A 26,244-nucleotide genomic window follows, 5' to 3' on the forward strand; every position below is an offset into this window, starting at 1 on the left:
GCCCGCCCTCCGGCTCCCGGGCGGGGCAGGGCGGCGGTGCGGCCGGGGGCTGGTCTAGACCAAGCCGGGCCGGACTGGAACCGCGTGCCGTTCAGCGGGGAGATGGATTGCCGGCCCACCGGGGAAACCTTCGATGACCTGCTCAGCGGCAGCCATCGCCGCGGAAGGTGAAGCTCTCCACCCTCGCGTGGCGCAGGGTGAAGGTGATCTCGCAGACCCGCTGGATATAGCTCGGTGCCGGCGGGAAGATCGGCCCGAACCGCCCATAGGGGGGATACCAGTAGGGGCCGGCCGGCTGGATCGCCGTATGGAGTTCCTCGTATTGCAGGAATTTCCGGTCATCGGCCTGGTAGGTGCGGACCGGCACGCCGAAGGCGGCGACCAGGTCGCCCTCGCTCCGGCCGATGAAGGGGAAAAGCCGCGCCTCCAGCCCCGGCCCGGTGGCGCAGCCCGCCAAGGGGAGCAGCATGGCAGGCAGCAGGGGAAGCAGTCGAAGCGGATGTCGCATCAGCGTCCCTCCCTCCGCCAGGCCAGCACCGCCAGCCCCAGCACGAGCGGCAGCGCCAGCCAGGGCGGCAGCAGCGGCAGGGCGGCGATGCCGGTCACGGTATGGTCGCCGCGGCGGACCAGGCCGATCCAGCCACCGCCCTCGGTATCCCGCCCCGGCCCGACCCGGCGCAATTCCGGCAGCACCGGCTCCTCCCCGCCGCCGAGCCAGCGCTGCGCCCCGCCGGTCGCGGCCAGGATCGGCTGCAGCCGGGCGGGGTCGGAGCGGAGATCGGCCACTTCGGGCGGATTGGCGGCGGCGGCGGCGGCGAAGGCGTTGCGCTGGCCATCCGAGGCCTGCCAGACCCCGGGCTGGTCCGCCGGCAATTCGAGCATCGCCTTGCCGCCGCCGCGAGGGTCCAGCGCGTGGCGCGAGACGGCGCCATCCGGCGCGGTGACCGTGACCTCGGGCGGCGGCCCGGCCTCGACGCTGCGGCGCTGCACGGAGAGGTGGCCGGCTTCGATCCGAGCGGCGAGGTCCTCCTCCTCCAGCTCCGGCTCGCGCATCAGCCAATGCGCGGTGCGGCGCAGCAATTCGGCCTGCGGACCGCCGCCGTCATGGCCGCGCGACCAGAGCCAGATATGGTCCGAGAGCAGCAGCGCCACGCGACCCTCGCCGACCCGGTCCAGCAGCAGCAGCGGCGCCCCGCCGGCCGCCTCCATCACCGCCGTGCCGCTGCGCTGGTCGGCCCGCATGCTGCGGTACCAGCGGCCCCAGCCCGGCTCCGCCGAGGGCTGACCGGGGGCCGCTTCCGGGTCATTGGCGCCGGTCAGCCCCTCCGTCACCGGATGCCGGGCACCGAGGGCGGAGATGCGCGGCCGGAAGGCGCCCTCGGCCGCGCCGCTGCCCAGCTCCCGCGGGCCGGCCGCGGCGGCGGGCCGTGCCGGCAGCACGGCGCCGAGCGGGGTGCTGGCCAGGCTGGTCGGCCCGGCGAATTCCGGCCCGACCGAGAGCAGCAGCGCGCCGCCGCCCCGCACGTAATCGGCGATGTTCCGCAGATAGGCCGGCGGCAGGATGCCGCGATTGGCGAAGCGGTCGAAGATCACCAGGTCGATTCGCGCAGCTTCACCTGGAACAGCTCCCGCACCGGGAAGGCGATCAGCGCCAGCTCGTTCAGCGGCGTCAGGTCGTCCTTCTCCGGTGGGCGCAGGATGGTGAAATGCACGAGGTCGACGCCGGGATCGGCCTTCAGCAGCCGGCGCCAGGTGCGCTCCCCGGCATGCGGCTCGCCGCTCACCAGCAGCACGCGCAACCGGTCGCGGACGCCGGTGATGGTCACCACGGCGCGGTTGTTGAGGTCGGACACCTCCCCGGGGCGCGCCTCGGCGGCGAGTTCCACCACGGTGGGGCCGCCGCGCTCGATCGGGATGGTGATGCGGTGCTCGCGCCCGACAGGCACGCTCTCCACCCGCGGCGCGGCGCCGTCGCGGCGCACCGAGAGCCGCGCGGCGCCCCTGGCGGGGCCGGGGATGCCAAGGTCCTCGACCGCGACGTGCAGTTCCACGCTGCGGCCGACGATGCCGAAGCCCGGCGCCTCGATGACGCGCAGCCGCCGGTCCACCTCCCCGGGCCGGCCGGGCAGCAGGGCATGGAAGGGCGCCTCGATGGAGGACTGCGCGGGCACGTCATGCACCTGCCCATCGGTCAGCGCGATGACGCCGGCCAGCCGGGCGCGGGGGATTTCCGCCAGCGCATGCTCGGCGGCGGCGAAGAGGCGGGTGCCCTGGTTGCCGGCCTCCGGCACCTCGACGGTGCGGAGTTCGAGTTCCGGCAGCCGCGCGGCGCGGGCCTCGATGGCGGCGCGGGCCGCCTCGATCTGCGCGGCGCGGGTGCCGATGCGGGCGCTGTCGCTGCGGTCCACCACCAGCAGCGCGATGTCGGGCCGCGTCTCTCGGGTTTCCTCCACCAGCCGCGGATTGCCGAGCGCCAGCAGCAGCAGCGCGAAGACCAGCGCGCGCAGCGGCGCGCCGCGGGCACGGCGGAGCAGGGCCGGCACCAGGGCGAGCACCGCCAGCGCGCCGAGCGTGGCGAGGAGCCAGAGCGGCAGGACCGGGGCGAAGTCGATGCCGGAGATCGCCTGCTGCATCAGGTGCCCCTGGCGATGGCCTCGGCCATCGCGCCATGCTCACCAGCGATGGGCTTGGCCATCGCGCTCCTTTCCCGTGCGATGGGCTTGGCCATCGCGGTCAATTCCCCAGCCTTTCCAGGATGGCCGGCACATGCACCTGGTCGCCCTTGTAGTTGCCGGTGAGCGCGTACATCACGAGGTTCACCCCGAAGCGATAGGCCAGGATGCGTTGCCGGGTGCCGCCAGGAATGGCGGCGAAGGGGTTCTGCCCGCGTGCATCGATCGCCCAGGCCCCCGCCCAGTCATGCCCGCCGATGATGACGGGGGGAGACGCTGTCATTCGCCCGGTCCTGGTCGCGCGCCACCCAGACCTGGCCGCCCGCGAAGCGGCCCGGCAGGTCCGGCAGCAGGTAGAAGGCGCGTTTCAGCACATGGTCCTCGGCCACCGGGGCGAGGGGCGGGATGGCGAGGTCGCGCGTCACCCGCCGCAGCGCCGCGCGGGCGCCCGGCGCATAGCCCTCGCCGGACCCCTCGTCGCGGGTGTCGAACAGGATGATGCCGCCATTGCGCATGAAGGCATTGAGCGCCGCCGCCGCCGCCGCATCCGGCGATGCCGCCTCCGGCGGCACGGCCCAGTAGAGCAGCGGAAAGAGCGAAAGGTCGTCCTGCCCCGGCACCACCGCCGCCGGCTCGGCCAGCGCCGCGGCGGTGCGGCGGTTCACGAAATCCGAAAGCCCGACCAGGCCCATCCGCATGGTCTCGTCCAGCGAGGCATCTCCGGTGACGACATAGGCGAGGCGCGTTGCCAGCGCGTGGATACCGTCCGACTCGGATCCGGCCTGGACCTGGGCCAGGGCCTGGGGGGCAAGCGCCGGCTGCGCCAGCAGCAGGGCCAGGGCGGCCAGCCGCGCCGGCCGCAGCAGGCCGCGCAGCCGCAGCCCGATCAGCAGGTCCGCCGCCAGCAGCAGCAGCGCCGCAGCCAGCAGCCAGGGGCCGAGATCGCGTTCCGCCGGAATGCCTGAGATGCCGAGCCGGGTGGCGCCCTCGGGTGGCGGCGGCGCGGCACGCGGCACCGGCGCGGCACCGCCGAGGTTGAGCGCCCGGCGATAGGCCGCCTGCGCCGCGTCCTGCGTCACGGCTTGGCCGGGCGTGCCGTACCAGCCCGGCGGATGCCGGGGCGAGGGCAGGGTGGTCTCGATCTCCGCCGCCGGCAGCGCGGCGGCGGCGGGCGGCGCAGCGCCCAGCCGGCCGAAGCCGTCCAGCGTCTCCAGCGGCGCCAGCGGCGCCCCGCCCTCCTGGCCGGAGATGCCGGCGGAGAGCGCCACGATCCGCCGCAGCATCTGCACGAATAGCCCGGAGAGCGGCAGGTTCGACCATTCCGCCGTGGCCGTGACATGGAACAGCACGACCCTGCCGCGGCCGCGCGCCTCGGCCGTGACCAGCGGCGTGCCATCGGCCAGCCGCGCCCAGCTTCGCTCGGTGAGGCGGGGCGAGGGTTCGGCCAGCACCTGGCGTTCCACCGTCACCTCCTCCGGCACGGGAAGCCCGGCGAAGGGCGAGGTGTCCGGGAAGGGGGCGAGGTGCTGCGGCTGTTCCCAGGAGAGCGCGCCGCCCAATTGCCGCTCGGCCCGCAGCGGCACCGGCAGCAGCGGGTCCGGGCGCTCGGCCAGGCGCGGGCCGGCGAAGCGCAGCAGGGTGCCGCCCGCCTCCACCCAGCGGGTCAGCGCCTCGCGCTCCGGCCCCTCCGGCACCGGGCGGTCGGCCAGGGCCAGCACGGCGATGGGGCGGGCCAGCAGCCGGTCCAGCGGGCCGCGGCGGATCTCGACGAAGGGGGCGAGGGCACGGTCGAGGTAGAACAACTCGCCGATGAGAGGCGCATCCGCGGCCTCCTCCGCCCCCGGCAACAGGCCGACGGGGCGACGGCGGAAGCGTTCGTCCAGCAGCACCACGCCGCCGGCGCCGGTCTCGCCCTCCAATCCCAATCGCACCACCTGGTTGCGGATTTCGAGCGGCAATCCCAGCACCGCCTCGCCCCCGGCGGCGCCGGCCGGGATCGGCACGGTCGCGGCGGCAAGCGCCCGGCCATCCCCGGTGCGGGCCAGCACCGTGGCCTCGGTCTCGGCCGCCAGCGGCACCTGCTGGACCCGGACCCGCAGTTGGTCGGCCTCGGCCACCGGTGGCGGCAGCAGGCGGATCGGCCGGCCTTCCGCCAGCGCCACGGTGAGCGGTCCGGCCCCGGCCAGCGCCGCTTGCAGCGGCCCGGCGGCATCCGCCTCGGCCAGATGCTCCACCCCGTCCCAGACCAGCAGCGTGGCCAAGGGCCCGGCATCGGCGCCGCGCCAGGATTGGAAGGCGGCGAGCGCCGCGGCGCGGTCCGGCGCCCAGGGCTTGGGGCGGAGCGCCGCCAGCCGGGCGTGGAGATCCTCGGCCGGCATCGGGCCGATCACCCGGGGCGGCTCCGCGGTTTCGGTGGGCGCGGTCGCGAGCAGGGCGGCGCGGCGGCCCTCCCGCCCGGCGCGGTCGAGCGCGGCAGTGGCGGCGGCCATGCGGGCCGGCCAGTCGGCGGCGGCGGCCCAGCCGTCATCCACCACCAGGAGCAACGGCCCTTCCCCACCGGCCCCGGCGCCGGGGCCGAGCACCGGCCGCGCCAGGCCGAGGATCAGCAGCGCCGCCGCCAGGATGCGGAGCAGCAGCAGCCACCAGGGGGTGCGGGCCGGGGTTTCCTCGGCCACCGGCAGGTCGCGCAGCAGGCGGATGGGCGGGAAGGCGATGCGGCGCGGCGCCGGCGGCGTGACCCGGAGCAGCCACCACAGCAGCGGCAGCGCCGGCAGGGCCAGCAGCAGCCAGGGCGCCGCGAAGGCGAGGGGGCCGAGGGTCAGCATGCGGAGGTCAGCATGGGGGGCTGGGCATCATCGGACCAGCATCTGGGGCCGGGCATCGTCACCGCCATAGCTTGCACCCTATTCTGGCGCGAGCGCCTGCCACAGTGCCAGCAGGGCCTGGCCCGGCGGCTGGTCGGTGCGGTGGGTGAGGAAGCCCCAGCCGGCCGCCGCGGCGATGGCTGCGACCCCGGCGCGGTGCTGCCGCAGACGCTCCGCATAGAGGGCGCGGATGGTTTCGACGCGCGGCACCAGGGTGGGTTCCTCCGCCTCCAGCCCCTCGAAGCGCACACGGCCGAGATAGGGCAGCGTCTCCTCGGCCGGGTCCAGGATCTGCAGCAGGTGGCCGCGCACCGGCCGGGCGGCCAGAGCCGCGACGGCACGCTGGATCTCCGGCAGCGGGGCCAGGAAATCGCCAAACAGCACGGCGCGGGCATGCCGCGGCAGGCCGGGATCGGGCTGCGGCAGTTCCGCATCCGGGCCGTCGTTGCGAAGCAGGCCCTGGGCCAGCGCCTCCAGCCCGGCGCGGCCGGCATGGGAGCGGCCCGGCCCGCCTATCAGCCGCACCCGCTCGCCGCCGCGCAGCAGCAGGGAGGCGAGCGCCAGCAGCAGCAGCTCCGCCCGCTCCCGCTTGGGCGGCATGGCGGGGGAGGAACGCCAGCCCATGGAGGCGGAGCCGTCCCGCCACAGCGCCACGGTCTGCGCCGCCTCCCATTCCGTCTCGCGGATGAAGAGCCGGTCCGACTTCGCGCTCTGCCGCCAGTCGATGCGGGTGGCGGGGTCGCCGGGCAGGAAGGGCCGGAATTGCCAGAAGGCATCGCCCTGGCCGGCGCGGCGGCGGCCATGCACGCCCTGCAGCACGGTGGCGGCCACGCGGTCGGCGGCCACCACCAGCGGCGGCAGGCGGGCGCCCAGCGCCTCGGCGCGGAGGGTGGCCGCCGCCCCGGCGCGGCTGGCGGTGGGGGGGCTTAGGCAAGCTGCGCCTTCAGGGTGCCGATCACCTCCTCAAGCCGGATGCCATCGGCGCGGGCCGAGAAATCCAGGGCCATGCGGTGCCGCAGCACCGGCTCGGCCAGGGCCAGTACATCCTCGACCGAGGGCGAGAGCCGCCCGTCCAGCACCGACCGCGCCCGGGTGGCGAGCATCAGCGCCTGGGCCGCGCGCGGCCCGGGGCCCCAGGCGAGCTGCTGCCGCACCGCCTCGATCTGCGAGGTTTCCGGCCGTGCGCCCCGGACCAGGCGGAGGATGGCCTCCAGCACGCCCTCGCCCACCGGGATGCGGCGGATCAGCGCCTGCGCGGCGATCAGCTCCGGCCCGCTCAGTGCCTGGACCGGCCTCGCCTCGCGCGCGCCGGTGGTGGCCAGCAGCATGGCACGCTCGGCATCGGCATCGGGATAGGCGACCTGGACCTCCAGCAGGAAACGGTCGAGCTGGGCCTCCGGCAGGGGATAGGTGCCCTCCTGCTCGATCGGGTTCTGCGTCGCCAGCACATGGAAGGGGGCGGGCAGGGCATGCACCTCGCCCGCCACCGCCACCCGGTGCTCCTGCATCGCCTGCAACAGGGCGGACTGGGTGCGGGGGGAGGCGCGGTTGATCTCATCGGCCATCAGCAACTGGCAGAAGACCGGGCCGCGCAGGAAGCGGAAGGCGCGGCGGCCGTCGCCCGCCTCCTCCAGCACCTCGGAGCCCAGGATATCGGCCGGCATCAGGTCCGGGGTGAATTGCACGCGCTTGGCATCCAGGCCCAGCACCGCGCCCAGGGTCTCCACCAGCTTGGTCTTGCCGAGGCCGGGCACGCCGACCAGCAGCGCATGGCCGCCGGAGAGCAGGGTGATGAGCGTCTGCTCCACCACCTCCTGCTGGCCGAAGATGACACGGCCGACAGATTCGCGGACCTTCTGCAGCCGGTGGCCAAGGGATTCGGCCTCCGCCACCAGGGTTGCGGGGTCATTGGCATCCATCGAGGGGTCCGCCACTTCAATCATCCCAGTCACGATCCCTATATTGGCGCCGGCGCGTCGATGGCGACGTCCCGGAGCTACGCCGTCACATGGACGTGCGGAACCAGAGAAGCCTATGGCCGGACAGGGCGCGGACGAAGCGATGAATGAAAATCAGCGAATGTCCGGGCGCGGCCCAGCGAGTTTGGGGAGGATGGCGTGCAGGACGGGTTGATGCGCCAGGCCACGTCGCCACGGGAAAACGCGGGGCCGCAGGCAAGGGCGGGCAATGTCCCGGCCTTCCCGCGGACCACGCGGGATTGCGGCAGTTTCGAGATCCGGATCGACCGCAACGGCACCTGGTACTACCGGGGCAGTCCGATCGGCCGGAAGGAGTTGGTGTGCCTCTTCGCCAGTGTGCTTCGCCGCGAGGCGGATGGGAGTTACTGGCTGGAGACGCCGGTGGAGCGCGGCCGGATCGAGGTGGAGGACGCGCCCTTCATGGCCGTCGAGATGTGCTGGCGGAACTGCGTGGCGCCGGAGCTGGCCGCCGGCCGGCCGCGCCAGTGCCTGACCTTCCGCACCAATCTCGACGAGATCGTGACCGCGGATGCCGAGCACCCGATCCGCGTGCATCTCTGCCCCACCACGCGCGAACCGCGGCCCTATGTGACGGTCCGGCCGGGCCTGGAGGCCAAGATCAACCGCGCCGTCTTCTACGAATTGGTGGCGCTGGCCCAGCCTGAGACCATCGATGGCCGGCAGGTGCTCGGGGTCTGGAGCGAGGGCGTGTTCTTCCCGATCGACGAGATCAACGCGCTGGACACGGCCGCCGAGTGACGCCGCCGTTCCTGGCGCCGGTGGCATGAAGGCCGAGCAGATCGCGGCGCGGCTGGCGGACCGGGAGGCGATGGCGGGGCTGCCGCCGGCCTTCGATGCCACCGCCATCGGGCTCCGGCCGGAGGCGATGATCGCCGCCGCGGTGCTGGTCCCGATCGTGCTGCACCCGGCGCCCACCGTGCTGCTGACGCTCCGCGCCGCCCGGCTTTCCGCCCATGCCGGGCAGGTGAGCTTCCCCGGCGGCCGCATTGAGGGGGGCCGAGACGCCCGAGGCGGCGGCGGTGCGGGAGGCGGCGGAGGAGGTGGGACTCGACCCCCGCCTGCCGGAATTGCTCGGCCGCCTGCCGGACCACATCACCGGCACCGGCTACCGGATGACACCCGTGGTGGCGCTGGTCCCGGCGCCACTCAACCTCACGCCCCATCCGGGGGAGGTGGAGGAATGCTTCGAACTGCCGCTCGCCACCGTGCTGGACCCGGCGGCGCCGGAGCGGCGGGGCGCGGAATGGAAGGGGCGAAGGCGCGGAATTCTGGGTCTGGCCGCATGAGCGCCACTACATCTGGGGCGCGACCGCGGCGATCCTGGTGAACCTGGCGCGCATCCTGCGGGGCTGAGCCGGCCCGATGACCGCAGGGCCGCATGGCCCGGAGGTCTGAATCGGGCCGGAGATATAAGGCGGCCCGATGACCGCAGGGCCGCATGGCCCGGAGATCTGAGTCGGGCCGGAGACACCAGGCAGCCTCTTCCTTTGCCGCGCGACGCGGTGAATTTCAGAGGCAGGCCGCTGGCATGGCATGATGCGGCCCCATGGCGTGGCGCCCCGATGCCCTATCTGTTCGAAATCATTCTGTTCCTGCTGCCCTTCGGGCTCTATGCGCTGTGGCGCCGGCTGAACCCGGAGGCGGAGCCGGACTCACGGACAGTGCTGCTGGCCCTGGTCGGCATCGGCCTCGGGATGGCGGGCGCGGTCTGGTACGGGCTTTCCGTCAGCGCCGGGCCGGAGGTGGTCTATGTGCCGGCGCGGATGCAGGATGGGGAGGTCGTGCCGGGGCACGCGGAACCAAGGGGGCCGGGGCATGCGGAACCAAGGGGGCCGGGGCACGCGGAATCAAAAGGGCCGGGGCATGTGGAACCCAAAGGGCCGGGGCACGCGGAGACATCCCGGTGACGGCGCCGGACCCGCCTTCCACGGTGATCCCGCCACCGGACTCCCTGGCGCGCGAAGCCCCGGCGGCGGTGCTGGCGGCGCTGCCCGAGGCGCGGGCGGTCGGCGGCTGCGTGCGGGACGCCCTGGCCGGGCTGCCGGTGCATGATGTGGATATCGCCGCGCCCCTGCCGCCGGAGGCGATCGTCGCGCGGCTCCGCCAGGCCGGGCTGAAGGTCTTCGCCACCGGGCTTTCGCACGGCACCGTCACCGCCGTGCTGGCGCATCAGCCGGTGGAGGTCACCAGCCTGCGCCGCGATGTCGCCACCGATGGCCGCCATGCCGAGGTGGAATGGACCACCGACTGGCGGGAGGACGCGGCGCGGCGGGACTTCACCATCAATGCCATGTCGCTCGGCGCCGATGGCCGGCTCTGGGATTATTTCGGCGGATGCGAGGACCTGGCGGTGGGGCGGGTCCGCTTCGTCGGCGACCCGGCGACCCGGCTGCGCGAGGACTACCTCCGCGCCCTGCGCTTCTTCCGCTTCCAGGCCCGCTATGGCAGCGGCGCGCCCGATCCGGCCGCCATGGCGGCGATCCGGGCGGCGGTGCCGGGGCTGGCGCGGCTTTCGGCCGAGCGGGTCTGGATGGAGATCAAGCGCCTGCTGGAGGCGCCGGACCCCGCCGGCGCGGTGGCGCTGATGGCCGAGGCCGGCGTGCTCGGCGCCGTGCTGCCGGAGGCCACGGAATTGCCGGCCCTGGCCCGGCTGGTAGCCCTGGAGGCGCCGCGCGAGCCGCTGCTGCGCTTGGCCGCGCTGCTGCCGGCCGGGCTGGAGACGGCCCCGCTCGCCGCCCGGCTGCGGTTTTCCGGCGAGGAGGCGGGCCGGCTCGCCGCCTGGCGCGGCCCGTCCCCTGACCCGGCGGCGGCGGGCGACGACCTCCGGCGCCTGCTGGCGGAACGGGCCGGCGCGCTGCTGGCCAAGCTGGCCTGGCTGGCGGAGGCGCGCGGGGTGGCGGGCGACTGGGCCGGCTTCCGTGCCCGGGTCGCGGACCGGCCAAGGCTCGATCTGCCGGTGCAGGGGCGTGATGTGCTGGCCCTCGGGGTGCCGCCCGGCCCGGCGGTCGGGCGGCGGCTGGCGGCGCTGCGGGCCTGGTGGAAGGCCGGGGGGTGCAATGCGGACCGGGCATCCTGCCTGGAGCGGTTGCGCGAACTGGCCGCCGCGGGCCGGGTCTGATACGCCCCGCCGCCATGCCTGTCCCCTTGGCTGATACCCCCTCCCGCGTCCTGGTCCGCCGCCTGATCCGCGACTACCTGCGGCACCATACCCGCGGCATCGCGCTGGCCATCGCCTGCACCGTGCTGCTGGCGGGGCTCACCGCGCTCTATCCCATCGTCATCCAGCAGGCCTTCGACCGGTTCAGCGCCGGCGATCCCTCCATCATCTGGCTGCTGCCGCCGGTGATCGTGGCCGTCACCTGCGCCAAGGCGCTGGCGCAATTCGGCCAGGCGGTGGCGGTGCAATCCGTGGTGCTGCGGGTGATCGAGGGCTTGCAGGGCGGCCTGTTCCGGGCGCTGACCGAGGCCGATCTCGCCAGCGTGGTGCGCGACGCCCCGGCCCGCCATGCCAGCCGCTTCACCGTCGATGCGGCGGCGATCCGCGAGGCGCTGACCAAATCCATCAACGGCGCCGCGGATGTGCTGACCATCATCGGCCTGGTCGGCTCCATGGTCTGGCTGGACTGGCAGATGTCGCTCATCGCCGCCGCGCTCTACCCGGTGGCGGTGGTGCCGATCCTGCGGCTCGGCAAGCGCATCCGCCGCGCCTCGGGCGGCATGCAGGAGCGCATGGGGGAGACGGCGGCAGCCCTCACCGAAAGCTTCGCCGCCGCCCGCGTGGTGCGCGCCTATCGGCTGGAGGCGCAGGAGGAGGCCCGCGCCGCCCGCGCCTTCGCTGGGCTGCGGGCCTCGCTCTTCGGCATCGCCCGCACCCGCGCCAGGCTCGACCCGACGCTGGAGGCGCTGGGCGGGCTGGCGGTGGCGGCGGTGCTGGGCTTCGTCGGCTGGCGGGTCTCGGCCGGGCAGGGGACGGTAGGCGAGTTCACCGGCTTCGTCGCGGCGCTGCTGATCGCGGCGCGGCCGGTGCGCTCGCTGGGCTCGCTGAACGCCGCCTTGCAGGAGGGGCTGGCCGGGCTCGCCCGGGTCTTTGGCGTGATGGACACGCCGCGCCGCATCCTGGAGGCACCGGCGGCGCGGCCCCTGCCGGCCGGGCCGGGGCGGGTGGCGTTCGATGCCGTCGGCTTCCACTACGAGGGCACGCCCGATGCGGCGCTGGGGGGGGCTTTCCTTCACGGCGGCGCCGGGGGAGACGGTGGCGCTGGTCGGCCCCTCGGGCGCCGGGAAATCCACCGCGCTGGCGCTGGTGCCGCGGCTCTATGACGTGACCTCGGGCGCGGTCCGGATCGATGGCGCGGATGTGCGGGACGTGACCCTGGCCTCGCTGCGCGATGCCATCGCCTATGTCGGCCAGGATGCCGTGATCTTCGACGACACCGCCTTCGCCAATATCGCCTGCGGTCGGCCCGGTGCGACGGAGGCCGAGGTGCAGGCCGCCGCCCGCGCCGCCGCCGCGCATGACTTCATCGCTGCCCTGCCGGAGGGCTATGCCACCCCGCTCGGCTCCGGCGGCAACCGGCTCTCGGGCGGGCAGAAGCAGCGCATCACCCTGGCCCGCGCCCTGCTGCGCGACCCGCGCGTGCTGCTGCTCGATGAGGCGACCAGCGCGCTCGATGCCGAGAACGAGGCGGCGGTGCAGCGGGCGCTGGCGACGCTGCGGCGCGGGCGCACCACCCTGGTGATCGCGCATCGGCTGGCGACGGTGCGGGACGCCGACCGGATCGTGGTGATGCAGGCCGGCCGCGCCGTGGAACAGGGCAGCCATGCCGCGCTGATGGCGGCGGAGGGGCTCTATGCCCGGCTGGTGCGGACCCAGGCTTTCGGCGGGGCCGAGGCGGTACCGGCCGCCTGACGCGGCGCGTCACCCACGCCGCAGCAGCAGCAGTCCGCCGGCGGCGATCAGCAGCGCGCCGGCCAGCGCCTCCGGCGGCGGCAGGCGGCCGAAGAGGGTGGCGTCCATCAGCAGGGCGAAGACCAGGCGGGAATAGTGCCAGGGCGCCAGCACCGAGACCTCCGCTCGCCGCACCGCGGCGGCCAGGGCGCCGAGCGCCGCGCTCTGCACCGCGGTGTAGAGCAGCAGCAGCAATAGGGTTGGCGCATCCGGGTTGCGCCAGACCAGCAGCATGGGCGGCGCCAGCAGCACCAGGCCGATGATCGCGCCCTGCACCATGGCATCCCTGGCATCCGCTGCCCCGCGCAGCCGGCGCACCAGCACCTGGTACAGCGCATAGACCAGCGCCGCGGCCACCGGCACCAGCGCCTCCCAGCGGAACAGGCTGCCGCCGGGGCGGATGATCACCAGCATGCCGGCGAAGCCGATGCCCACCGCCAGCCAGCGCCGGGGCGAGACGCGCTCGCGCAGCAGCAGGGCGCCGAGGCCGGTCAGCAGGATCGGCCCGGTGAAGCCGAGGGTGGCGGCCTCGGTGAAGGGCAGCAGCGCATAGCCCGCGACGCTGATGGTGGTGGAGGCGATCAGCGCCACCGCGGCAAGCCGCTGGTCCCAGGCGCGGGGCGGGGCGGCGGCGTGCCGCCAGGCGCCGGCCGGGTCGGGCAGCCGCGGGGAAAGCCCGGCGGCGGCCAGCAGCACCAGGCCGCTGCGAAGGAAGGTGATCTCCAGCGGGTTGAGATCCACCGCCAGGACTTTCGCCAGGGCATAGCCGATGGCATAGAGAAGATTGCACAGCAGCGCGAAGAGGATGGCGTTGGTCATCGGTCCGGGCGCTGCCAGGGATGCTGCATCCCAGGGTGTCGCGCGGCGCCCGTCAATCCAATCAATGCCGGGAGCGTGGGAATGGCCTGGGTATGGCTCGGGGTGGCTGGCCTGTTCGAGGTGGTCTGGGCGATCCTGCTGAAATACACGGATGGTTTCAGCCGGCTGTGGCCGAGCCTCACCACCGTGGCCGCCATGGCGGTGAGTTTCTACTGCATGTCACGGGCCCTGCAGGTGATCCCGATCGGCACGGTCTATGCGATCTGGACCGGAATCGGCGCCGCGGGGGCGGCGATCTGGGGCATGGCGGTGGAGGGCGACCCGGCCACGGCGGCGCGCATCTTCTGCCTGGCGCTGATCCTCGGCGGAGTCGCCGGGCTGAAGATGGCAAGCTGAGCCCGCCGGCGCGCCGCAAGTGGCAGCCGGGACACCACGCGTCAGCCCAGCCCCTTCCAGAGCGCCAGGGCTGTCGCCGCGGCGAGGAGCAGCTTGTAGAGCAGGTCCACCCAGGGCTGCAGCCGTTGCGCCAGCGGGGCGCGCGGCGGCCGGGTGGGAGGGGGCGGGTCGGTGCGGGCGGAATCGGGCATGGCGACAGGATAACATTCCTATGCACCTTTGGCCCATCCTTCCGCCCGCGATGCCGTGCAATTGACGCTTCCCCGCGCGGGCACCATAGAAGGCAGGGACGATGCGCCAGGGGAGGGTTCGGCTGCCCGGGCGCCACGCAGCAGGCCCGGAGAGTAACCACCCCATGCCCATCATGCAGGACTCGCGCGACGCGGACATGCTCGGCCGCCGCACCGACGGCTCGACCGTTCGCCGGCCCCTGTCGCCACACCTGCAGGTCTACGACATGCTGCAGATGTCCAGCGCGATGTCGATCGCCGGCCGCATCACCGGCGTGGCCTGGAGCGTCGGTGTCCTGCTGCTGGTCTGGTGGCTGGTCGCCGCCGCGGCCGGCCCCAGGGCTTTCGCCCAGGTGCAGTGGTTTCTCGGCTCCTGGCTCGGGCTGCTGATTCTCGTCGGCATGACCGGCGCGGCCTGGTTCCACACCCTGAACGGCATCCGCCACCTGGCCTGGGATGCCGGCCACGGCTACGAAATTCCCACCATGTACCGCAGCGGCTGGACGGTGCTGATCGCCACCGCCGTGCTGACGGTGCTGACCTGGCTCGTCGCCATTATCGCCTGGGCCTGAGGAGGCAGATCATGGCCAATGAATATGCCGACCACACCACCATGCGCTCGGCGCTCGGGCGCGTCCGCGGCCTCGGCTCCGCCAAGGGCGGCACGGATCACTGGTGGATGCAGCGGATCACCTCCGCCGCGCTGCTGCCGCTGACCCTCTGGTTCGCCCTCGCCGCCGCCTCGCTGGCCGGGGCTTCCTATGCGGAGACGGTGGCCTGGATCGGCCGGCCCTGGAACGCGGTGCTGCTGCTGGCCACCATCGGCCTCACCTTCCACCACATTGCGGCAGGCATGCAGGTGGTCCTTGAGGACTATGTGAATCAGGAGTGGGCCAAGATGGCTGCCATCCTGGCGGTGAAGGCCATCTGTTGGCTGCTGGCCCTGGCCTCGGCCCTGGCGGTCCTCAGGATCGCGGTCTGAGGCGGGGCTGAAAGGAAAACCGGACGATGAACGCGATCACCATGCCCTCCAACGGCGCCTACCGCATCGTGGACCATACCTATGACGTGGTCGTGGTGGGCGCCGGTGGCGCCGGGCTGCGCGCCACCTTCGGCATGGGTGCGGCGGGGCTGACGACGGCCTGCATCACCAAGGTCTTCCCGACCCGCAGCCATACCGTGGCGGCGCAGGGCGGCATCAGCGCCGCGCTCGGCAACATGGGCGAGGATGACTGGCGCTGGCACATGTACGACACCGTGAAGGGGTCGGACTGGCTCGGCGACCAGGACGCCATCGAATACATGTGCCGCGAGGCCGTGCCCTCGATCATCGAGCTGGAACACTACGGCATGCCCTTCAGCCGGACCGAGGACGGGCGGATCTACCAGCGCCCCTTCGGCGGCCACATGCAGCATTACGGCAAGACGCCGGCCATGCGCGCCTGCGCCGCGGCGGACCGCACCGGCCACGCGATGCTGCACACGCTCTATCAGCAGAGCCTCAAGCATAATTGCGAGTTCTTCGTCGAGTATTTCGCCCTCGACCTCATCATGGACGAGGAAGGTGCCTGCCGCGGCGTCATGGCCTGGAACCTGGAGGATGGCAGCATCCACCGCTTCCGTGCCCAGACCGTGGTGCTGGCGACGGGCGGCTATGGCCGCGCCTATTTCTCCTGCACCTCGGCCCATACCTGCACCGGCGATGGCGGCGGCATGGTCCTCCGGGCCGGGCTGCCCTTGCAGGACAACGAGTTCGTGCAGTTCCACCCGACCGGCATCTACGGCTCCGGCTGTCTGGTGACCGAGGGCGCGCGGGGCGAGGGCGGCTACCTGACGAATTCGGAGGGCGAGCGCTTCATGGAGCGCTATGCGCCGACCGCCAAGGATCTTGCCTCCCGCGACGTCGTCTCCCGCGCCATGTCCGTGGAAATCCGCGAAGGCCGCGGCGTCGGCCCGCACAAGGACCACATCTACCTGCATCTGGAGCATCTCGGCGCCGACCTGCTGCATGAGCGGCTGCCCGGCATCTCCGAGACGGCGAAGATCTTCGCCGGCGTGGATGTGACGAAGGAGCCGATCCCGATGCTGCCGACCGTCCACTACAACATGGGCGGCATCCCGACGAACATCCACACCGAGGTGCTGAACCCGACAGCCGAGGACCAGGACCGCGTGGTGCCCGGCCTGATGGCGGTGGGCGAGGCGGCCTGCGTTTCCGTGCACGGCGCCAACCGGCTCGGCACCAATAGCCTGCTCGACCTGGTGGTGTTCGGCCGCGCCGCGGCGCACCGGGCCGCCGAGATGTTCAAGCCCGGCGCCTCCCAGCCACCGCTGCCGCCCAAGGCCGGGGAGGCGGCGCTCGATCGCCTGGACCGCGTCCGCCATGCGAAGGGGGGCACCTCGGTGGCCGACCTGCGCGTCACCATGCAGCGCACCATGCAGACCCATGCCGCGGTCTTCCGCACCTCCGAACTGCTGAAGGAGGGGCTGGAGAAGATGCACAAGGTGCAGGCCGGCTATGGCGATATCCACATCGCCGACCGCAGCCTGATCTGGAACAGCGACCTGATGGAGGCGCTGGAGCTGGACAACCTGGTCGGCAACGCCATGACCACCATCGCCGGCGCCGAGGCGCGCAAGGAAAGCCGCGGCGCCCACGCGCAGGAGGACTACCCCGAGCGCGACGATCAGAACTGGATGAAGCACACCCTCGCCTGGGTGGACGAACGGGGCAATGTGAAGCTCGACTACCGCGACGTGAAGATGCGGACCCTGACGAACGAGGTCCAGGTCTTCCCGCCCAAGGCGCGCGTGTACTGAGGGGACGATATCCGAATCATGGCCACCTTCACGCTGCCCAAGAACAGCACGATCCAGCCCGGCAAGACCTACAAGGCCGCGCCGGATGCGAAACACGTCAAGGCCTTCAAGATCTACCGCTGGGACCCGGATACGGGCGCGAACCCGCGCACGGATACCTATGAGATCGACCTCGACAAGTGCGGCCCGATGGTCCTGGACGCGCTCATCAAGATCAAGAACGAGGTGGACAGCACGCTGACCTTCCGGCGTTCCTGCCGGGAGGGCATCTGCGGCTCCTGCGCGATGAATATCGACGGGCTGAACACCCTGGCCTGCCTGAAGCCGATCGAGGATGTGAAGGCCGATATCCGCATCAGCCCGCTGCCGCATCTGCCTGTGGTGAAGGACCTGGTGCCGGACCTCTCGCAGCTTTATGCCCAGCTTCGCTCGATCGAGCCCTGGCTGAAATCCGATACGCCGCCGCCGCCGGATGCGGAGCGCCGCCAGTCCAAGGAGGAGCGGGCGAAGCTGGACGGGCTGTGGGAATGCATCCTCTGCTTCTGCTGCTCCACCGCCTGCCCCTCCTACTGGTGGAACGGCGACCGCTATCTCGGCCCGGCGGTGCTGCTGCAGGCCTATCGCTGGATCGCCGACAGCCGCGACGAGGCGACGGGCGGAAGGCTCGACAACCTCGAAGACCCCTTCCGGCTCTATCGCTGCCACACCATCATGAACTGCACCCGGACCTGCCCGAAGGGGCTCAACCCGGCGGCGGCGATCGGCAAGATCAAGCAGATGATGGTCGAGCGGCAGAGCTGACCCTGGCTACGCCCTCCCCTCGCCGGGGGAGGGTACATCCCGCCGCAGACAACCCGCCGGACCTGTCCTAAGCTCCCGCGAAAGCCGGGAGAGACAGGATGCCAGGGACTATCCGCAACACCACGCTGATCGGCACGCTGGCCGCCGCGCTGGCGCTGCCCGCCGCCGCCATGGCGCAGACGCTCACCATCGGCAATGCCGCGGTCGTCACCACCATCGACCCGCACTACCACAACCTCGGCCCCAACAACGCCACCGGCATGCATATCTTCAGCCGCCTGGTGGAGCGCGATGCGCGCGCCCGGGCGCGGCCCGCACTGGCCGAGAGCTACCGGGCGCTGTCCGAGACGGTCTGGGAGTTCAAGCTCCGTCGCGACGTGAAATGGCACGATGGCCGCGACTTCACCGCCGATGACGTGGTCTTCACCTTCGAGCGTGTGCCCGCCGTGCCGAACAGCCCGGGCGGTTTCGGCGGCTTCCTGCGCTCCATCGCGCGGGTGGAGGTGCTGGACCCGCATACCATCCGGCTGCACACCCATCGGCCGCATCCGCTGCTGCCCCTCGACCTCGCCTCGGTCAGCATCATCGCCCGCCATGCGGCGGAGGGCGCGGGGACGGAGGACTACAACAGCGGCAAGGCGGCCATCGGCACTGGCCCCTACCGGCTCTCCGCCTATCGTTCCGGCGACCGGGTGGAGCTGGCCCGCAACGAGGCCTATTGGGGCGAGCGCGAGCCCTGGGAGCGGGTGGATATCCGCTTCCTGCTGAATGACGGCGCCCGCACCGCGGCGCTGCTGGCCGGCGATGTCGACCTCATCGAGCAGATCCCCACCAGCGACCTTTCGCGGCTGCGGCGCGATCCGCGGCTGGCGGTGACGGAGATCGCCTCGCTCCGCACCACCTTCATTTCGCCCGACTATTCCCGCACCGGCGCCACGCCTCTTGTCACCGACAATGCCGGCACGCCGCTGCCGCAGAACCCCTTCCGCGACCTCCGGGTGCGCCGGGCGCTCTCCATGGCGATCAACCGCGACGCGCTGGTGGAGCGAGTGATGGAGGGCGCCGCCACGGCCACGGCGCAATGGCTGCCGCCCGGCGCCTTCGGCCATAATCCGGAGGTGCGGCCGATGCCCTTCGACCCCGATGGCGCCAAGCGCCTGCTGGCCGAGGCCGGCTTCCCGGAGGGCTTCCGCCTGACCCTCGCCTCGCCGAACGACCGCTGGCCGAATGACGGACGCATCAGCCAGGCCGTGGCGCAGATGTGGACGCGGATCGGCGTGCGGACCCAGGTGGATGCGATGCCCTTCGCCGCCTTCGTGCCCCGCCGGTCGCGGCAGGAGCACGCGATCCAGCTCGGCGCCTGGGGCAGCTCGACCGGCGAGGCCTCGAATTACCTGGTGAGCATCGTCGCCACCTATGACCGTCAAAAGCTGACCGGCGCCTCCAACATGACGCGCCATTCCGACCCGAAGCTCGACGAGATGCTGGCCCGCGCCGCCGCCACCATGGATGACGAGATGCGGGAGGCGCAGTGGCGGGAACTGGTGGTCTACTATGCCGAGCAGATGCCGATGCTCCAGCTCCTGCAATACGTGAATACCTGGGCGCATCGCCGCGACCTGCGCCACGATCCGCGCATGGATGAGCGGACCGTCGCGATGGGGGTGCGGCCCGCCGCGCCGGGGTCCGGGGCGGCGCGATAGGGCGCCGCCAAGCCCATCTCGCCCTGACTTCGGGCAGGGCGAGATGGGCCTGGCCTTTGTTGAGCCTGCGATTCACGCCCTGGGCATTTCCACCCAGGACGATCGCGGGCTATTCCTGCTGGATGCCGGCGCGCTGGATCAGGTCGCGCCAGAGCGGCACCTCGCGCCTGATGCGCTCGGCCAGGCCCTCGGGGCCGCGAGCGCGCAGGCCGAAGCCGGCATTCTGCAGCCGCATCCGCGTGGCCGGCTCGCCCAGCGCGGCGACCACCGCGGCGGCCAGGCGCTGGATAATCGGCGCTGGCGTGCCGGCCGGGGCGAGCAGGCCCTGGAAGGTCTCTGAGACGAAGCCCGCGAAACCCGCCTCCTGCATGGTCGGCACTTCGGGCAGGTCCGGCCAGCGTTCCTCGCCGGTGATGGCCAGCGCCCGCAGCGCGCCGGACTGGATATGCGGATGCGCCGGTGGCAGAGCGGTGACGCCAACCGACGTCGTGCCGCTGAGCAATGACTGGATGGCCAGCGCCGCGCTGTTGTGCGGGATCTGCACGAAGTCGATACCGGCGCGCAGCCGCAGCAGCTCCGCGGTGAGATGCGGCGTGGAGCCGGTGCCGGGATTGGCGAAATTGAGGCCCCCCCGGCTCCGTCTTCGCCCGCGCGATCAGCCCGGCGACGCTGTCGATGCCGGAATCAGGCCAGGCCAGCACGACATTGGGCGAGGCGCCAAGCTCGGTGATCGGCGCGAAATCGCGCACCGGGTCGTAGCCGGGGTTGCGGAACAGGCTCGGGTTCACGACGAAGCCGGTGGAGGTGACGAGCAGCGTGTAGCCATCCGGCGCGGCGCGGGCGACATGGGCCACGCCGACATTGCCGCCGCCGCCCGCGCGGTTCTCCACCACCACCGCCTGGCCGAGCGCACCATTGAGGCCATTGGCGACGACCCGGGCCATGACATCCGTGGGCCCGCCCGGCGCGAAGGGGACGACGATGCGGATGGTGCGGTTGGGATAGGGCTGCGCCGCCGTCTGCCCCCGGGCGCTGTTGCCGGCCAGGACAGCGGCGGCCAGCCCAAGAAGCAGGCGCCGGCCCATCGCCGCGCCCCTGCTGTGCTCTGCCGCCACGGCCCCGCCTCCTCCCCACCTGCCGCCTTGCCTGGCGGCCATCGCCACGGAGGATGCTGAGCCGTGGAGTCCCGAGTCAAGCAGGGTGCCGGCCGGGCGGCGTCACGGCCTGAAACCGCCCGCCGCTTTGTATCTTCGGCCCGATTCAGACCTCCGGGCCATACGGCCCTGCGGTCATCGGGCCGACTCAGCCCCCCCTTCGGCCGGAAGGCCAGGCAAACCGCGGGGTCCGTCTCCAGGCGCGGGCCGCCGATCAGGTCGATGCAATAGGGTATGGCCGGGAAGACCGCGCCGAGGCATTCGGCGATGGCGCTGGGCTTGCCCGGCAGGTTGAGGATCAGGCTGCGCCCCCGCGTGCCGGCCACCTGGCGCGACAGGATGGCGGTCGGCACGCTCCGCAGCGAGACGGCGCGCATCAACTCGCCAAAGCCGGGCAGCATCCGGTCGCAGACCGCTTCCGTCGCTTCCGGCGTGACATCCCGCGGCGAGGGGCCGGTGCCGCCGGTGGTGACGATCAGCGGGCAGGCTGCCGCATCGGCCAGGTCGTGGAGCGCAGCCTCGATCAGCGGCCGCTCATCCGGCACCAGCCGGCGCAGCGGGTGCCAGGGGGGTGACCAGGATGCGGTGCAATTCGGCCTCGATGCCCGGGCCGCCCCGGTCCACATAGACCCCCTGGCTCGCGCGGTCGGAGACCGTCACCACGCCGATCGGCACGGCGCCCATCCGCTGGGGCTCAGGCGCCGAATCGGGGGAAGAGGACGGTGTTCTCCAGATGGATATGCGCCGTCAGGTCCTCGGCCAGCTTCCGCGTGCCGGCATAGAGCGCCCGCCAGGTCGCGCAGGCACCCTGGGGGATCGCGCCATCCCGGGTCAGCGCCTCCAGCCGGAGGAGCTGCGCGTCGTGGCTGTCATGCTCGGCGCGCATCGCGCCGATCGGGTGGGCGATCATCGGGTGGCCGCCACGGCGCATCAGGGGGAAGAGCACCTGCTCCTCCTTGGCCATGTGGGATTCCAGCTCCTCGGCCATCTCCGTGAGCAATTGGGCGAGGCCGTGCGGCGCGTCCGGGTGGTTGCGATGCACCGTCTCGACACGGCCGGCGAGGCGGATCAGCTCGGGCAATTCGCGGCGGTGGGTGGCGTGGTAGCGGGTCTCGATCAGCTCGATCAGGGCGTCGGTATCCTGCGGCGGGGCCGTGGCGCCGGTGGCCAGCGCCGCCAGCTCCGCCTCGATCTCGGCGAGCGCCAGGCCCTGCGCGGCAGCGGCCTCGGCCAGCTTCGCCTGGCCGCCGCAGCAGAAATCGAGCTTCCGGCGCCGGAACACGGCGGTCGCGCCGGGCAGGGCGGCGGCGATCTCGGCCACGCTGCGGCCGGCGAAGCGGGAGTCGGTGCCGGGAGAGGGGGGCGAGGGTCTCGGTCATGGCTGCTCTCCTGTGCCGCGGCGGGTTTGGCCGGGCTTCCGGGTGAGGGAATCGGGCCCAGGCACCGGGTCGCGGCCCAGCCTGGCCTGGCGCCGCTGCATGCCGGCCCAGGCGGGGGCGGTGCGATGGGCAGGCGATCCGGATGGGGCTGGGCGCGGCTGCAAACTGGTATCTCCGATACCAATTACATTGAAAGGTTATTGTGGTATCGTCAATACCAGAATCGAGGTCCCGATGCGGCTGCTTGCCTCCACCGACTTCGCGCTGCGCGCCCTGATGCGGCTGGCCGCCGAGCCGGACCGCCACATGAACACCGAGGAATTGGCGCGGGAGATCGGCGTGCCCCGCAACCACCTCCAGAAACTGGTCCAGGCGCTCGCCGAGGCCGGGCTGGTCCGCACCCTGCGCGGCGCCCGCGGCGGCGTGCTGCTGGCGATGCCGGCGGCCGAGATCCGGCTGGGCACCGTGGTGCGGTGGCTGGAACGGGACCAGGCGCTGGTGGAGTGCTTCCGCCCGGATGGCGGCACCTGCTGCATGACTCCAACATGCCGGTTGAGGGGGGGTCCTGGCCCGTGCGCGCGAGACGTTCCTGCGGGAACTCGACAGCACCACCCTGGCGGATTGCATTCCGGTCCATGCCATCGCCTGAGAACCACATTTAGTGGTTCACAAGCAGAAGGTCATACCATATATTGCTGAGACCGACTCGCCTGTGGTGGCGAGGGGTAAGGATGGTCCAGCATGGATGGTTCCCTGGCCGGCGCCCGCGTGGTGCGGCATCTCCCGATCCTCCCGTCTCCCGGTGCCAGTTTCGGCGAGGCGCCGCTGCCGGCGCGCCCGCTCGACCCCGGCATGGGCCTGGCGGTGGCGCGCCGCACCGTGTTCCGGCCCGAGGACGGGGATGATTTCGGCCGGGTGGCGGACCGCGTGGCCGCGGGGAACATGGCGCTGCTCGGCCGGGTGGCGGGCGTGGCGGAGCAGGTGGAGCAGGCGCGGCTGCGCAATGCCATCGCCACGGGCGCCCTGCTCACCTCCGGCCGGCATCTGCAGCATGGCGACGCGCAGCAGTCCGGGCGCAACATGGAGGTCTTCACCAATTGCGCCTCCGCCATAACCAGCTTCGCCAAATTCTATCTGCTGCTGAATGGCAGCGGCGTCGGCCGCGCCTATGACGATGAGCTGGTGGCGGTGGATTGGGGCCAGGCCCCCGCGCTGCTGCTGCATCTCGACCCTGGCCATGTGGATTTCCCGCAGAACCGGCAGGATCTGCACCGCTTCGGCGCCGAATTCGGGCTGCTGCCCTGGGGCACCTCGCTCGATGCCTTCTCGGAGGCGCAGGAGGCCGAGATCCGCGGCTGGATCGCCCGCGAATTCCTGGCCGACCCGGCGGCCGCGCCGGCCAATGCGCTGCGGCTTCGGGTGGAGGATAGCCGCGAGGGCTGGGCCAAGGCCGTGGAATGGCTGGAAAGCCTCGCCTTCGCGGGCGCCCGCGGCAGCACGCTGCTGCTCGATTTCTCCGCCATCCGCCGCCGCGGCGCGCCGATTGCCGGGATGCAGGGGCGGCCGGCCTCGGGCCCGCTCTCGCTCATGCGGGCCTTCGTCAACCTGCGCCAGCATGTGATCGAACCGGCCCGGCACCGCGGCCCCGATGACGAGGCCCTGCAGCCCTGGGAACAGGCGCTGCTGGTGGACCACTATCTCTCGGTCGAGGTGCAGGTGGGCGGTGCCCGCCGCGCCGCACGCATGGCCACCAAATCCTGGCGCGACCCGGGCATCTTCCGCTTCATCCGCGCCAAATCCGAGGGCGGGCTCTGGACCGCCAACAACTCGGTCATGGTGGACCGCGAATTCTGGGACCGTGTCGCGGGCCGCGGCGCGGCGGACCCGCTGACCCGCCAGGCCCAGGCGGTCTTCGAGGAGGTGACGCGCTGTGCCTATATCAATGGCGAGCCCGGCTTCATCAATGGCGACCTGCTGAACGACCACCGCACCGGCCAGGCCTGGGAGAAGCCGGTGCATGCGGATGGCCGCGACTTCCGCTCCGCCCGCTACCAGGCGGACCATGCCGGCGCCCTGCTGGCCGAACTCTCCCGCCGGGCCGGCAAGGCGCGCTTCCCCGTCACCACCAACCCTTGCGGCGAGATTACCCTGCACGTCACCGGTGGCTATTGCGTGATCGCGGATTTCGCGCCGCTGCTGGCCTGCCCGGTGGAGATCGCCGCGCTCCGGCCCGGCGAGATTCCGGCGGAGGTTGCCGCCGAATGGGATGCGCGGGTCGAGGACAGCGTGCGGCTCGGCGTGCGCTTCCTGATGCGGGCCAACCTGATGGATGCGCTCTATGGCGAGGAGGTGCGCCGCACGAACCGCATGGGCATCGGCCCGACCGGCCTACAGGAATGGGCCTGGATGCGCTTCGGCCTCGGCTTCGAGGACCTGCTGGACGAGGATCGCGCCGCGCCCTTCTGGGCCATGCTGGAGCATCTCTCGGAGGCAGCGAAGGCGGAGGGCGATGCCTATGCCGATGAGCTCGGTCGCGTCCGCCCCTTCACCGTCACCACGGTGAAGCCCGCCGGCACCACCAGCAAGCTCTTCGGCCTGACCGAGGGGGCGCATCTGCCGGCCCGGCGGCAATACCTGCGCTGGGTGCAGTTCAAGGGCACCAGGGACGAGGCCGGCACCTGGTCCGCGGATAGCGACCCGCTGCTGGCGGAATACGAGGCGCGCGGCTATCCGGTGCGGACCTTGCGCAGCTTCCCCGGCATGTCGATCGTCGGCTTCCCGACCCTGCCGCTGATCCAGCGCCTCGGCATCGGCGAGCGGCTGGTCACCGCCCCGGATGCCGGGCCGCGCGAGCAGTATCGCTGGCTCGGCCTGCTGGAGCGCCACTGGATCGGCGAGGCGCGCGGCAACCAGATCTCCTACACGCTGAAGCTCTACACGGACCGGCACGACCTGGCGGGTTTCCGCGACATCGTGCTGGAGAACCAGCCCGGCGTGCGCTGCTGCTCCATCCTGCCGAGCCGGCCGGACCATGAACTCGGCTATGAATACCTGCCGGAGGAACAGGTGCCGCTCGGCCGCTTCGCCGCCATCGTGGAGGGCATCCGCGACCCGGCGCTGCATGAGGCGATCGACATGGCGCATCTGAGCTGCGCCTCGGGCGTCTGCCCGATCTGATCCGCATCAAGGACGCGCGCGGACCCGGCCTATGGCCGGATTCGCCGTGCTTCCCTGGGGGATGTTCCTGCATGCAATTCGATGTCGCCATCGTGGGTGCCGGCCCGGCCGGCCTCGCCTTCGCCCGCGCCCTGTCCGGCTGCGGCCTCCGCATCGCCCTGGTCGAGAAGGCCGGCGAGCGGGACCTGGCCGCGCCCGGCTTCGACGGGCGCGAGATCGCCCTGACCGGGCGCTCCGCCCGGCTGCTGCGGGAGATGGGGGCTTGGCAGCGCATCCCGGCGGCGGAGATCGCGCCGCTGCGCGAGGCGCGGGTGCTGAACGGCGCCTCCGGCTTCGCGCTGCGCTTCGCGCCCGAGGGCCGGCAGGGCGATGGCCTCGGCCACCTCGTCCCGAACCACCGCATCCGCCAGGCCCTGTTCGAGGCGGTGGCCGGGCTGCCGGACATCACCCTGCTGGCCGGCACCGCCGTGGCGGCGGTGGAGACGGGACCGGAGGCGGCGCAAGTGCGGCTGGCGGATGGGCGGGACCTCCGCGCGCATCTGGTCGTGGCGGCCGACACCCGCTTCTCGGAGACGCGGCGGCGCCAGGGAATTGGCGCCTCGATGCGGGATTTCGGCAAGGCGATGCTGGTCTGCCGCATGGCGCATGAGGTGCCGCATGAGGGCATCGCCACCGAGTGGTTCGGCCATGGCCAGACCATTGCGATGCTGCCGTTGAATGGCGACCTCTCCTCCGCCGTCGTCACCCTGCCGACGCGCGAGACGGACCGGCTGCTGGCGCTGGCGCCGGAGGCTTTCGGCGCCGAGATCGCGCGCCGCTACGGCCACCGGCTGGGCGCGATGCAACTGGTCGGCACCCGCCACGCCTATCCGCTGGTGGCGGTCTATGCACACCGCTTCGTGGCACGGCGCTTCGCACTGGTGGGGGATGCGGCGGTCGGTATGCATCCGGTTACGGCGCACGGCTTCAATTTCGGCCTCAGCGGCGCCGATACCCTGGCGCGCGAGATCCGTGCCGCCCTGGCACGCGGCCAGGACCCCGCCGATCCCGCCGCGCTGCAGCGCTATGAGCGCAGGCACCGTCGCGCGACCTGGCCGCTTTTCACCGCGACCAATGCCATCGCCGGACTCTACACGGATGAGCGGCTGCCGGCGCGGCTGCTGCGGCATGCGGCGCTGCGGCTCGGCGCCGCGCTGCCGCCGGTGCGGCGCCTGGTGACGGCCCGGCTGATGGAGGCGGGGCCGCCGTCCCTGCGCCTGGCGGGCTGAAGCCCCGGCGCAT

Annotated in this window: 24 protein-coding genes and 4 pseudogenes; 14 read left to right on the forward strand and 14 right to left on the reverse strand. The window is 72.5% G+C overall.

What is annotated here, in order from left to right; translation table 11 throughout:
* Positions 1 to 142 precede the first annotated feature (142 nt).
* From KSF81_RS09805 to KSF81_RS09825, 7 genes are all read right to left on the reverse strand, one after another.
* On the reverse strand, positions 143 to 508 hold the full coding sequence (locus tag KSF81_RS09805; protein WP_217378821.1) for a hypothetical protein: 366 nt from the start codon (positions 506 to 508) through the stop codon (positions 143 to 145).
* Positions 508 to 1,593 carry a hypothetical protein gene (locus tag KSF81_RS31370; protein WP_309139522.1) on the reverse strand — a complete coding sequence of 362 codons (1,086 nt, stop codon included), beginning with the start codon at positions 1,591 to 1,593 and terminating at the stop codon, positions 508 to 510. Before KSF81_RS31370 ends, KSF81_RS09805 begins: the two co-directional genes overlap by 1 nt.
* The gene (locus KSF81_RS31375; protein ID WP_309139523.1) at positions 1,590 to 2,633 is read right to left on the reverse strand and encodes a hypothetical protein; all 1,044 of its coding nucleotides are present in this window, start codon (positions 2,631 to 2,633) and stop codon (positions 1,590 to 1,592) included. The genes KSF81_RS31370 and KSF81_RS31375 overlap by 4 nt, the downstream gene beginning before the upstream one ends.
* Before the next feature lie 100 nt (positions 2,634 to 2,733).
* Entirely contained in the window at positions 2,734 to 2,955 is a 222-nt protein-coding gene (locus KSF81_RS31995; RefSeq protein WP_375293319.1) for a DUF4159 domain-containing protein, read from the reverse strand.
* Complete coding sequence (locus tag KSF81_RS09815; protein WP_375293320.1) at positions 2,918 to 5,497, reverse strand: DUF4159 domain-containing protein; 2,580 nt, start codon at positions 5,495 to 5,497, stop codon at positions 2,918 to 2,920. Before KSF81_RS09815 ends, KSF81_RS31995 begins: the two co-directional genes overlap by 38 nt.
* Positions 5,498 to 5,575: 78 nt before the next feature.
* On the reverse strand, positions 5,576 to 6,382 hold the full coding sequence (locus KSF81_RS09820) for a DUF58 domain-containing protein (protein WP_309139524.1): 807 nt from the start codon (positions 6,380 to 6,382) through the stop codon (positions 5,576 to 5,578).
* 80 nt (positions 6,383 to 6,462) lie between these two features.
* Entirely contained in the window at positions 6,463 to 7,479 is a 1,017-nt protein-coding gene (locus tag KSF81_RS09825) for a MoxR family ATPase (RefSeq protein ID WP_217378822.1), read from the reverse strand.
* Positions 7,480 to 7,668: 189 nt separating this feature from the next.
* Between KSF81_RS09825 and KSF81_RS09830 the strand changes: the two genes are divergently transcribed.
* From KSF81_RS09830 to KSF81_RS09850, 5 genes and pseudogenes are all read left to right on the forward strand, one after another.
* On the forward strand, positions 7,669 to 8,274 hold the full coding sequence (locus tag KSF81_RS09830) for a DUF1285 domain-containing protein (protein ID WP_217378823.1): 606 nt from the start codon (positions 7,669 to 7,671) through the stop codon (positions 8,272 to 8,274).
* A gap of 248 nt (positions 8,275 to 8,522) precedes the next feature.
* Positions 8,523 to 8,822 carry an NUDIX domain-containing protein gene (locus KSF81_RS29420; protein WP_254453443.1) on the forward strand — a complete coding sequence of 100 codons (300 nt, stop codon included), beginning with the start codon at positions 8,523 to 8,525 and terminating at the stop codon, positions 8,820 to 8,822.
* Positions 8,823 to 9,098: 276 nt separating this feature from the next.
* On the forward strand, positions 9,099 to 9,443 hold the full coding sequence (locus tag KSF81_RS09840) for a DUF6111 family protein (RefSeq protein ID WP_217378824.1): 345 nt from the start codon (positions 9,099 to 9,101) through the stop codon (positions 9,441 to 9,443).
* Entirely contained in the window at positions 9,440 to 10,654 is a 1,215-nt protein-coding gene (locus KSF81_RS09845) for a CCA tRNA nucleotidyltransferase (protein ID WP_217378825.1), read from the forward strand. The genes KSF81_RS09840 and KSF81_RS09845 overlap by 4 nt, the downstream gene beginning before the upstream one ends.
* Before the next feature lie 14 nt (positions 10,655 to 10,668).
* Positions 10,669 to 12,445 (forward strand): annotated as a pseudogene (locus KSF81_RS09850) (ABC transporter ATP-binding protein).
* Between the two features lie 9 nt (positions 12,446 to 12,454).
* On the opposite strand, the gene KSF81_RS09855 reads toward KSF81_RS09850, so the two are convergent.
* On the reverse strand, positions 12,455 to 13,303 hold the full coding sequence (locus tag KSF81_RS09855) for a DMT family transporter (RefSeq protein WP_217378826.1): 849 nt from the start codon (positions 13,301 to 13,303) through the stop codon (positions 12,455 to 12,457).
* Positions 13,304 to 13,384: 81 nt separating this feature from the next.
* Between KSF81_RS09855 and KSF81_RS09860 the strand changes: the two genes are divergently transcribed.
* Positions 13,385 to 13,699 carry a multidrug efflux SMR transporter gene (locus tag KSF81_RS09860; protein ID WP_217378827.1) on the forward strand — a complete coding sequence of 105 codons (315 nt, stop codon included), beginning with the start codon at positions 13,385 to 13,387 and terminating at the stop codon, positions 13,697 to 13,699.
* A gap of 41 nt (positions 13,700 to 13,740) precedes the next feature.
* Here the strand turns inward: KSF81_RS09860 and KSF81_RS09865 are convergent, their stop codons facing one another.
* Positions 13,741 to 13,890 carry a hypothetical protein gene (locus KSF81_RS09865; RefSeq protein WP_217378828.1) on the reverse strand — a complete coding sequence of 50 codons (150 nt, stop codon included), beginning with the start codon at positions 13,888 to 13,890 and terminating at the stop codon, positions 13,741 to 13,743.
* Positions 13,891 to 14,054: 164 nt separating this feature from the next.
* On the opposite strand from KSF81_RS09865, the gene sdhC reads away from it, so the two are divergent.
* From sdhC to KSF81_RS09890, 5 genes are all read left to right on the forward strand, one after another.
* On the forward strand, positions 14,055 to 14,501 hold the full coding sequence (gene sdhC / locus KSF81_RS09870) for a succinate dehydrogenase, cytochrome b556 subunit (RefSeq protein ID WP_217378829.1): 447 nt from the start codon (positions 14,055 to 14,057) through the stop codon (positions 14,499 to 14,501).
* 11 nt (positions 14,502 to 14,512) lie between these two features.
* Positions 14,513 to 14,911, forward strand: coding sequence for a succinate dehydrogenase, hydrophobic membrane anchor protein (gene sdhD, locus KSF81_RS09875; RefSeq protein ID WP_217378830.1), 399 nt, complete (start codon positions 14,513 to 14,515; stop codon positions 14,909 to 14,911).
* A 26-nt stretch (positions 14,912 to 14,937) separates the two neighbouring features.
* A complete protein-coding gene (gene sdhA, locus KSF81_RS09880) occupies positions 14,938 to 16,749 on the forward strand; it encodes a succinate dehydrogenase flavoprotein subunit (RefSeq protein ID WP_217378831.1) in 1,812 nt (603 codons plus the stop codon).
* An 18-nt stretch (positions 16,750 to 16,767) separates the two neighbouring features.
* A complete protein-coding gene (locus KSF81_RS09885; protein ID WP_217378832.1) occupies positions 16,768 to 17,550 on the forward strand; it encodes a succinate dehydrogenase iron-sulfur subunit in 783 nt (260 codons plus the stop codon).
* Between the two features lie 98 nt (positions 17,551 to 17,648).
* Positions 17,649 to 19,253 (forward strand): ABC transporter substrate-binding protein, encoded by a 1,605-nt coding sequence (locus KSF81_RS09890; RefSeq protein ID WP_217378833.1) that lies wholly within the window; start codon positions 17,649 to 17,651, stop codon positions 19,251 to 19,253.
* A gap of 109 nt (positions 19,254 to 19,362) precedes the next feature.
* On the opposite strand, the pseudogene KSF81_RS09895 reads toward KSF81_RS09890, so the two are convergent.
* The 5 genes and pseudogenes from KSF81_RS09895 to ric all read right to left on the reverse strand — a co-directional run.
* Positions 19,363 to 19,869: pseudogene (locus KSF81_RS09895) on the reverse strand (Bug family tripartite tricarboxylate transporter substrate binding protein); the annotation flags it as partial.
* Between the two features lie 25 nt (positions 19,870 to 19,894).
* Positions 19,895 to 20,410, reverse strand: a pseudogene (locus KSF81_RS32000) (tripartite tricarboxylate transporter substrate-binding protein); the annotation flags it as partial.
* A 212-nt stretch (positions 20,411 to 20,622) separates the two neighbouring features.
* Positions 20,623 to 20,952, reverse strand: a pseudogene (gene mog / locus KSF81_RS32005) (molybdopterin adenylyltransferase); the annotation flags it as partial.
* A complete protein-coding gene (locus KSF81_RS32010) occupies positions 20,942 to 21,082 on the reverse strand; it encodes a hypothetical protein (protein ID WP_375293321.1) in 141 nt (46 codons plus the stop codon). The pseudogene mog and the gene KSF81_RS32010, both read right to left, overlap by 11 nt.
* Positions 21,083 to 21,101: 19 nt before the next feature.
* Positions 21,102 to 21,728 carry an iron-sulfur cluster repair di-iron protein gene (gene ric / locus KSF81_RS09910; protein WP_217378834.1) on the reverse strand — a complete coding sequence of 209 codons (627 nt, stop codon included), beginning with the start codon at positions 21,726 to 21,728 and terminating at the stop codon, positions 21,102 to 21,104.
* Positions 21,729 to 21,885: 157 nt separating this feature from the next.
* On the opposite strand from ric, the gene KSF81_RS09915 reads away from it, so the two are divergent.
* The 3 genes from KSF81_RS09915 (at position 21,886) to ubiM (ending at position 26,231) form a co-directional block, all read left to right on the forward strand.
* Entirely contained in the window at positions 21,886 to 22,485 is a 600-nt protein-coding gene (locus KSF81_RS09915) for an Rrf2 family transcriptional regulator (protein WP_254453445.1), read from the forward strand.
* A 42-nt stretch (positions 22,486 to 22,527) separates the two neighbouring features.
* On the forward strand, positions 22,528 to 24,963 hold the full coding sequence (locus KSF81_RS09920) for a recombinase (protein ID WP_217378835.1): 2,436 nt from the start codon (positions 22,528 to 22,530) through the stop codon (positions 24,961 to 24,963).
* A 71-nt stretch (positions 24,964 to 25,034) separates the two neighbouring features.
* Positions 25,035 to 26,231: a 5-demethoxyubiquinol-8 5-hydroxylase UbiM gene (gene ubiM / locus KSF81_RS09925; protein WP_217378836.1), complete on the forward strand. Its 1,197-nt coding sequence runs from the start codon at positions 25,035 to 25,037 to the stop codon at positions 26,229 to 26,231.
* The last annotated feature ends 13 nt before the right edge of the window (positions 26,232 to 26,244 follow it).

The sequence above is a fragment of the Siccirubricoccus sp. G192 genome (assembly GCF_019084075.1).
GTDB lineage: Bacteria > Pseudomonadota > Alphaproteobacteria > Acetobacterales > Acetobacteraceae > G192.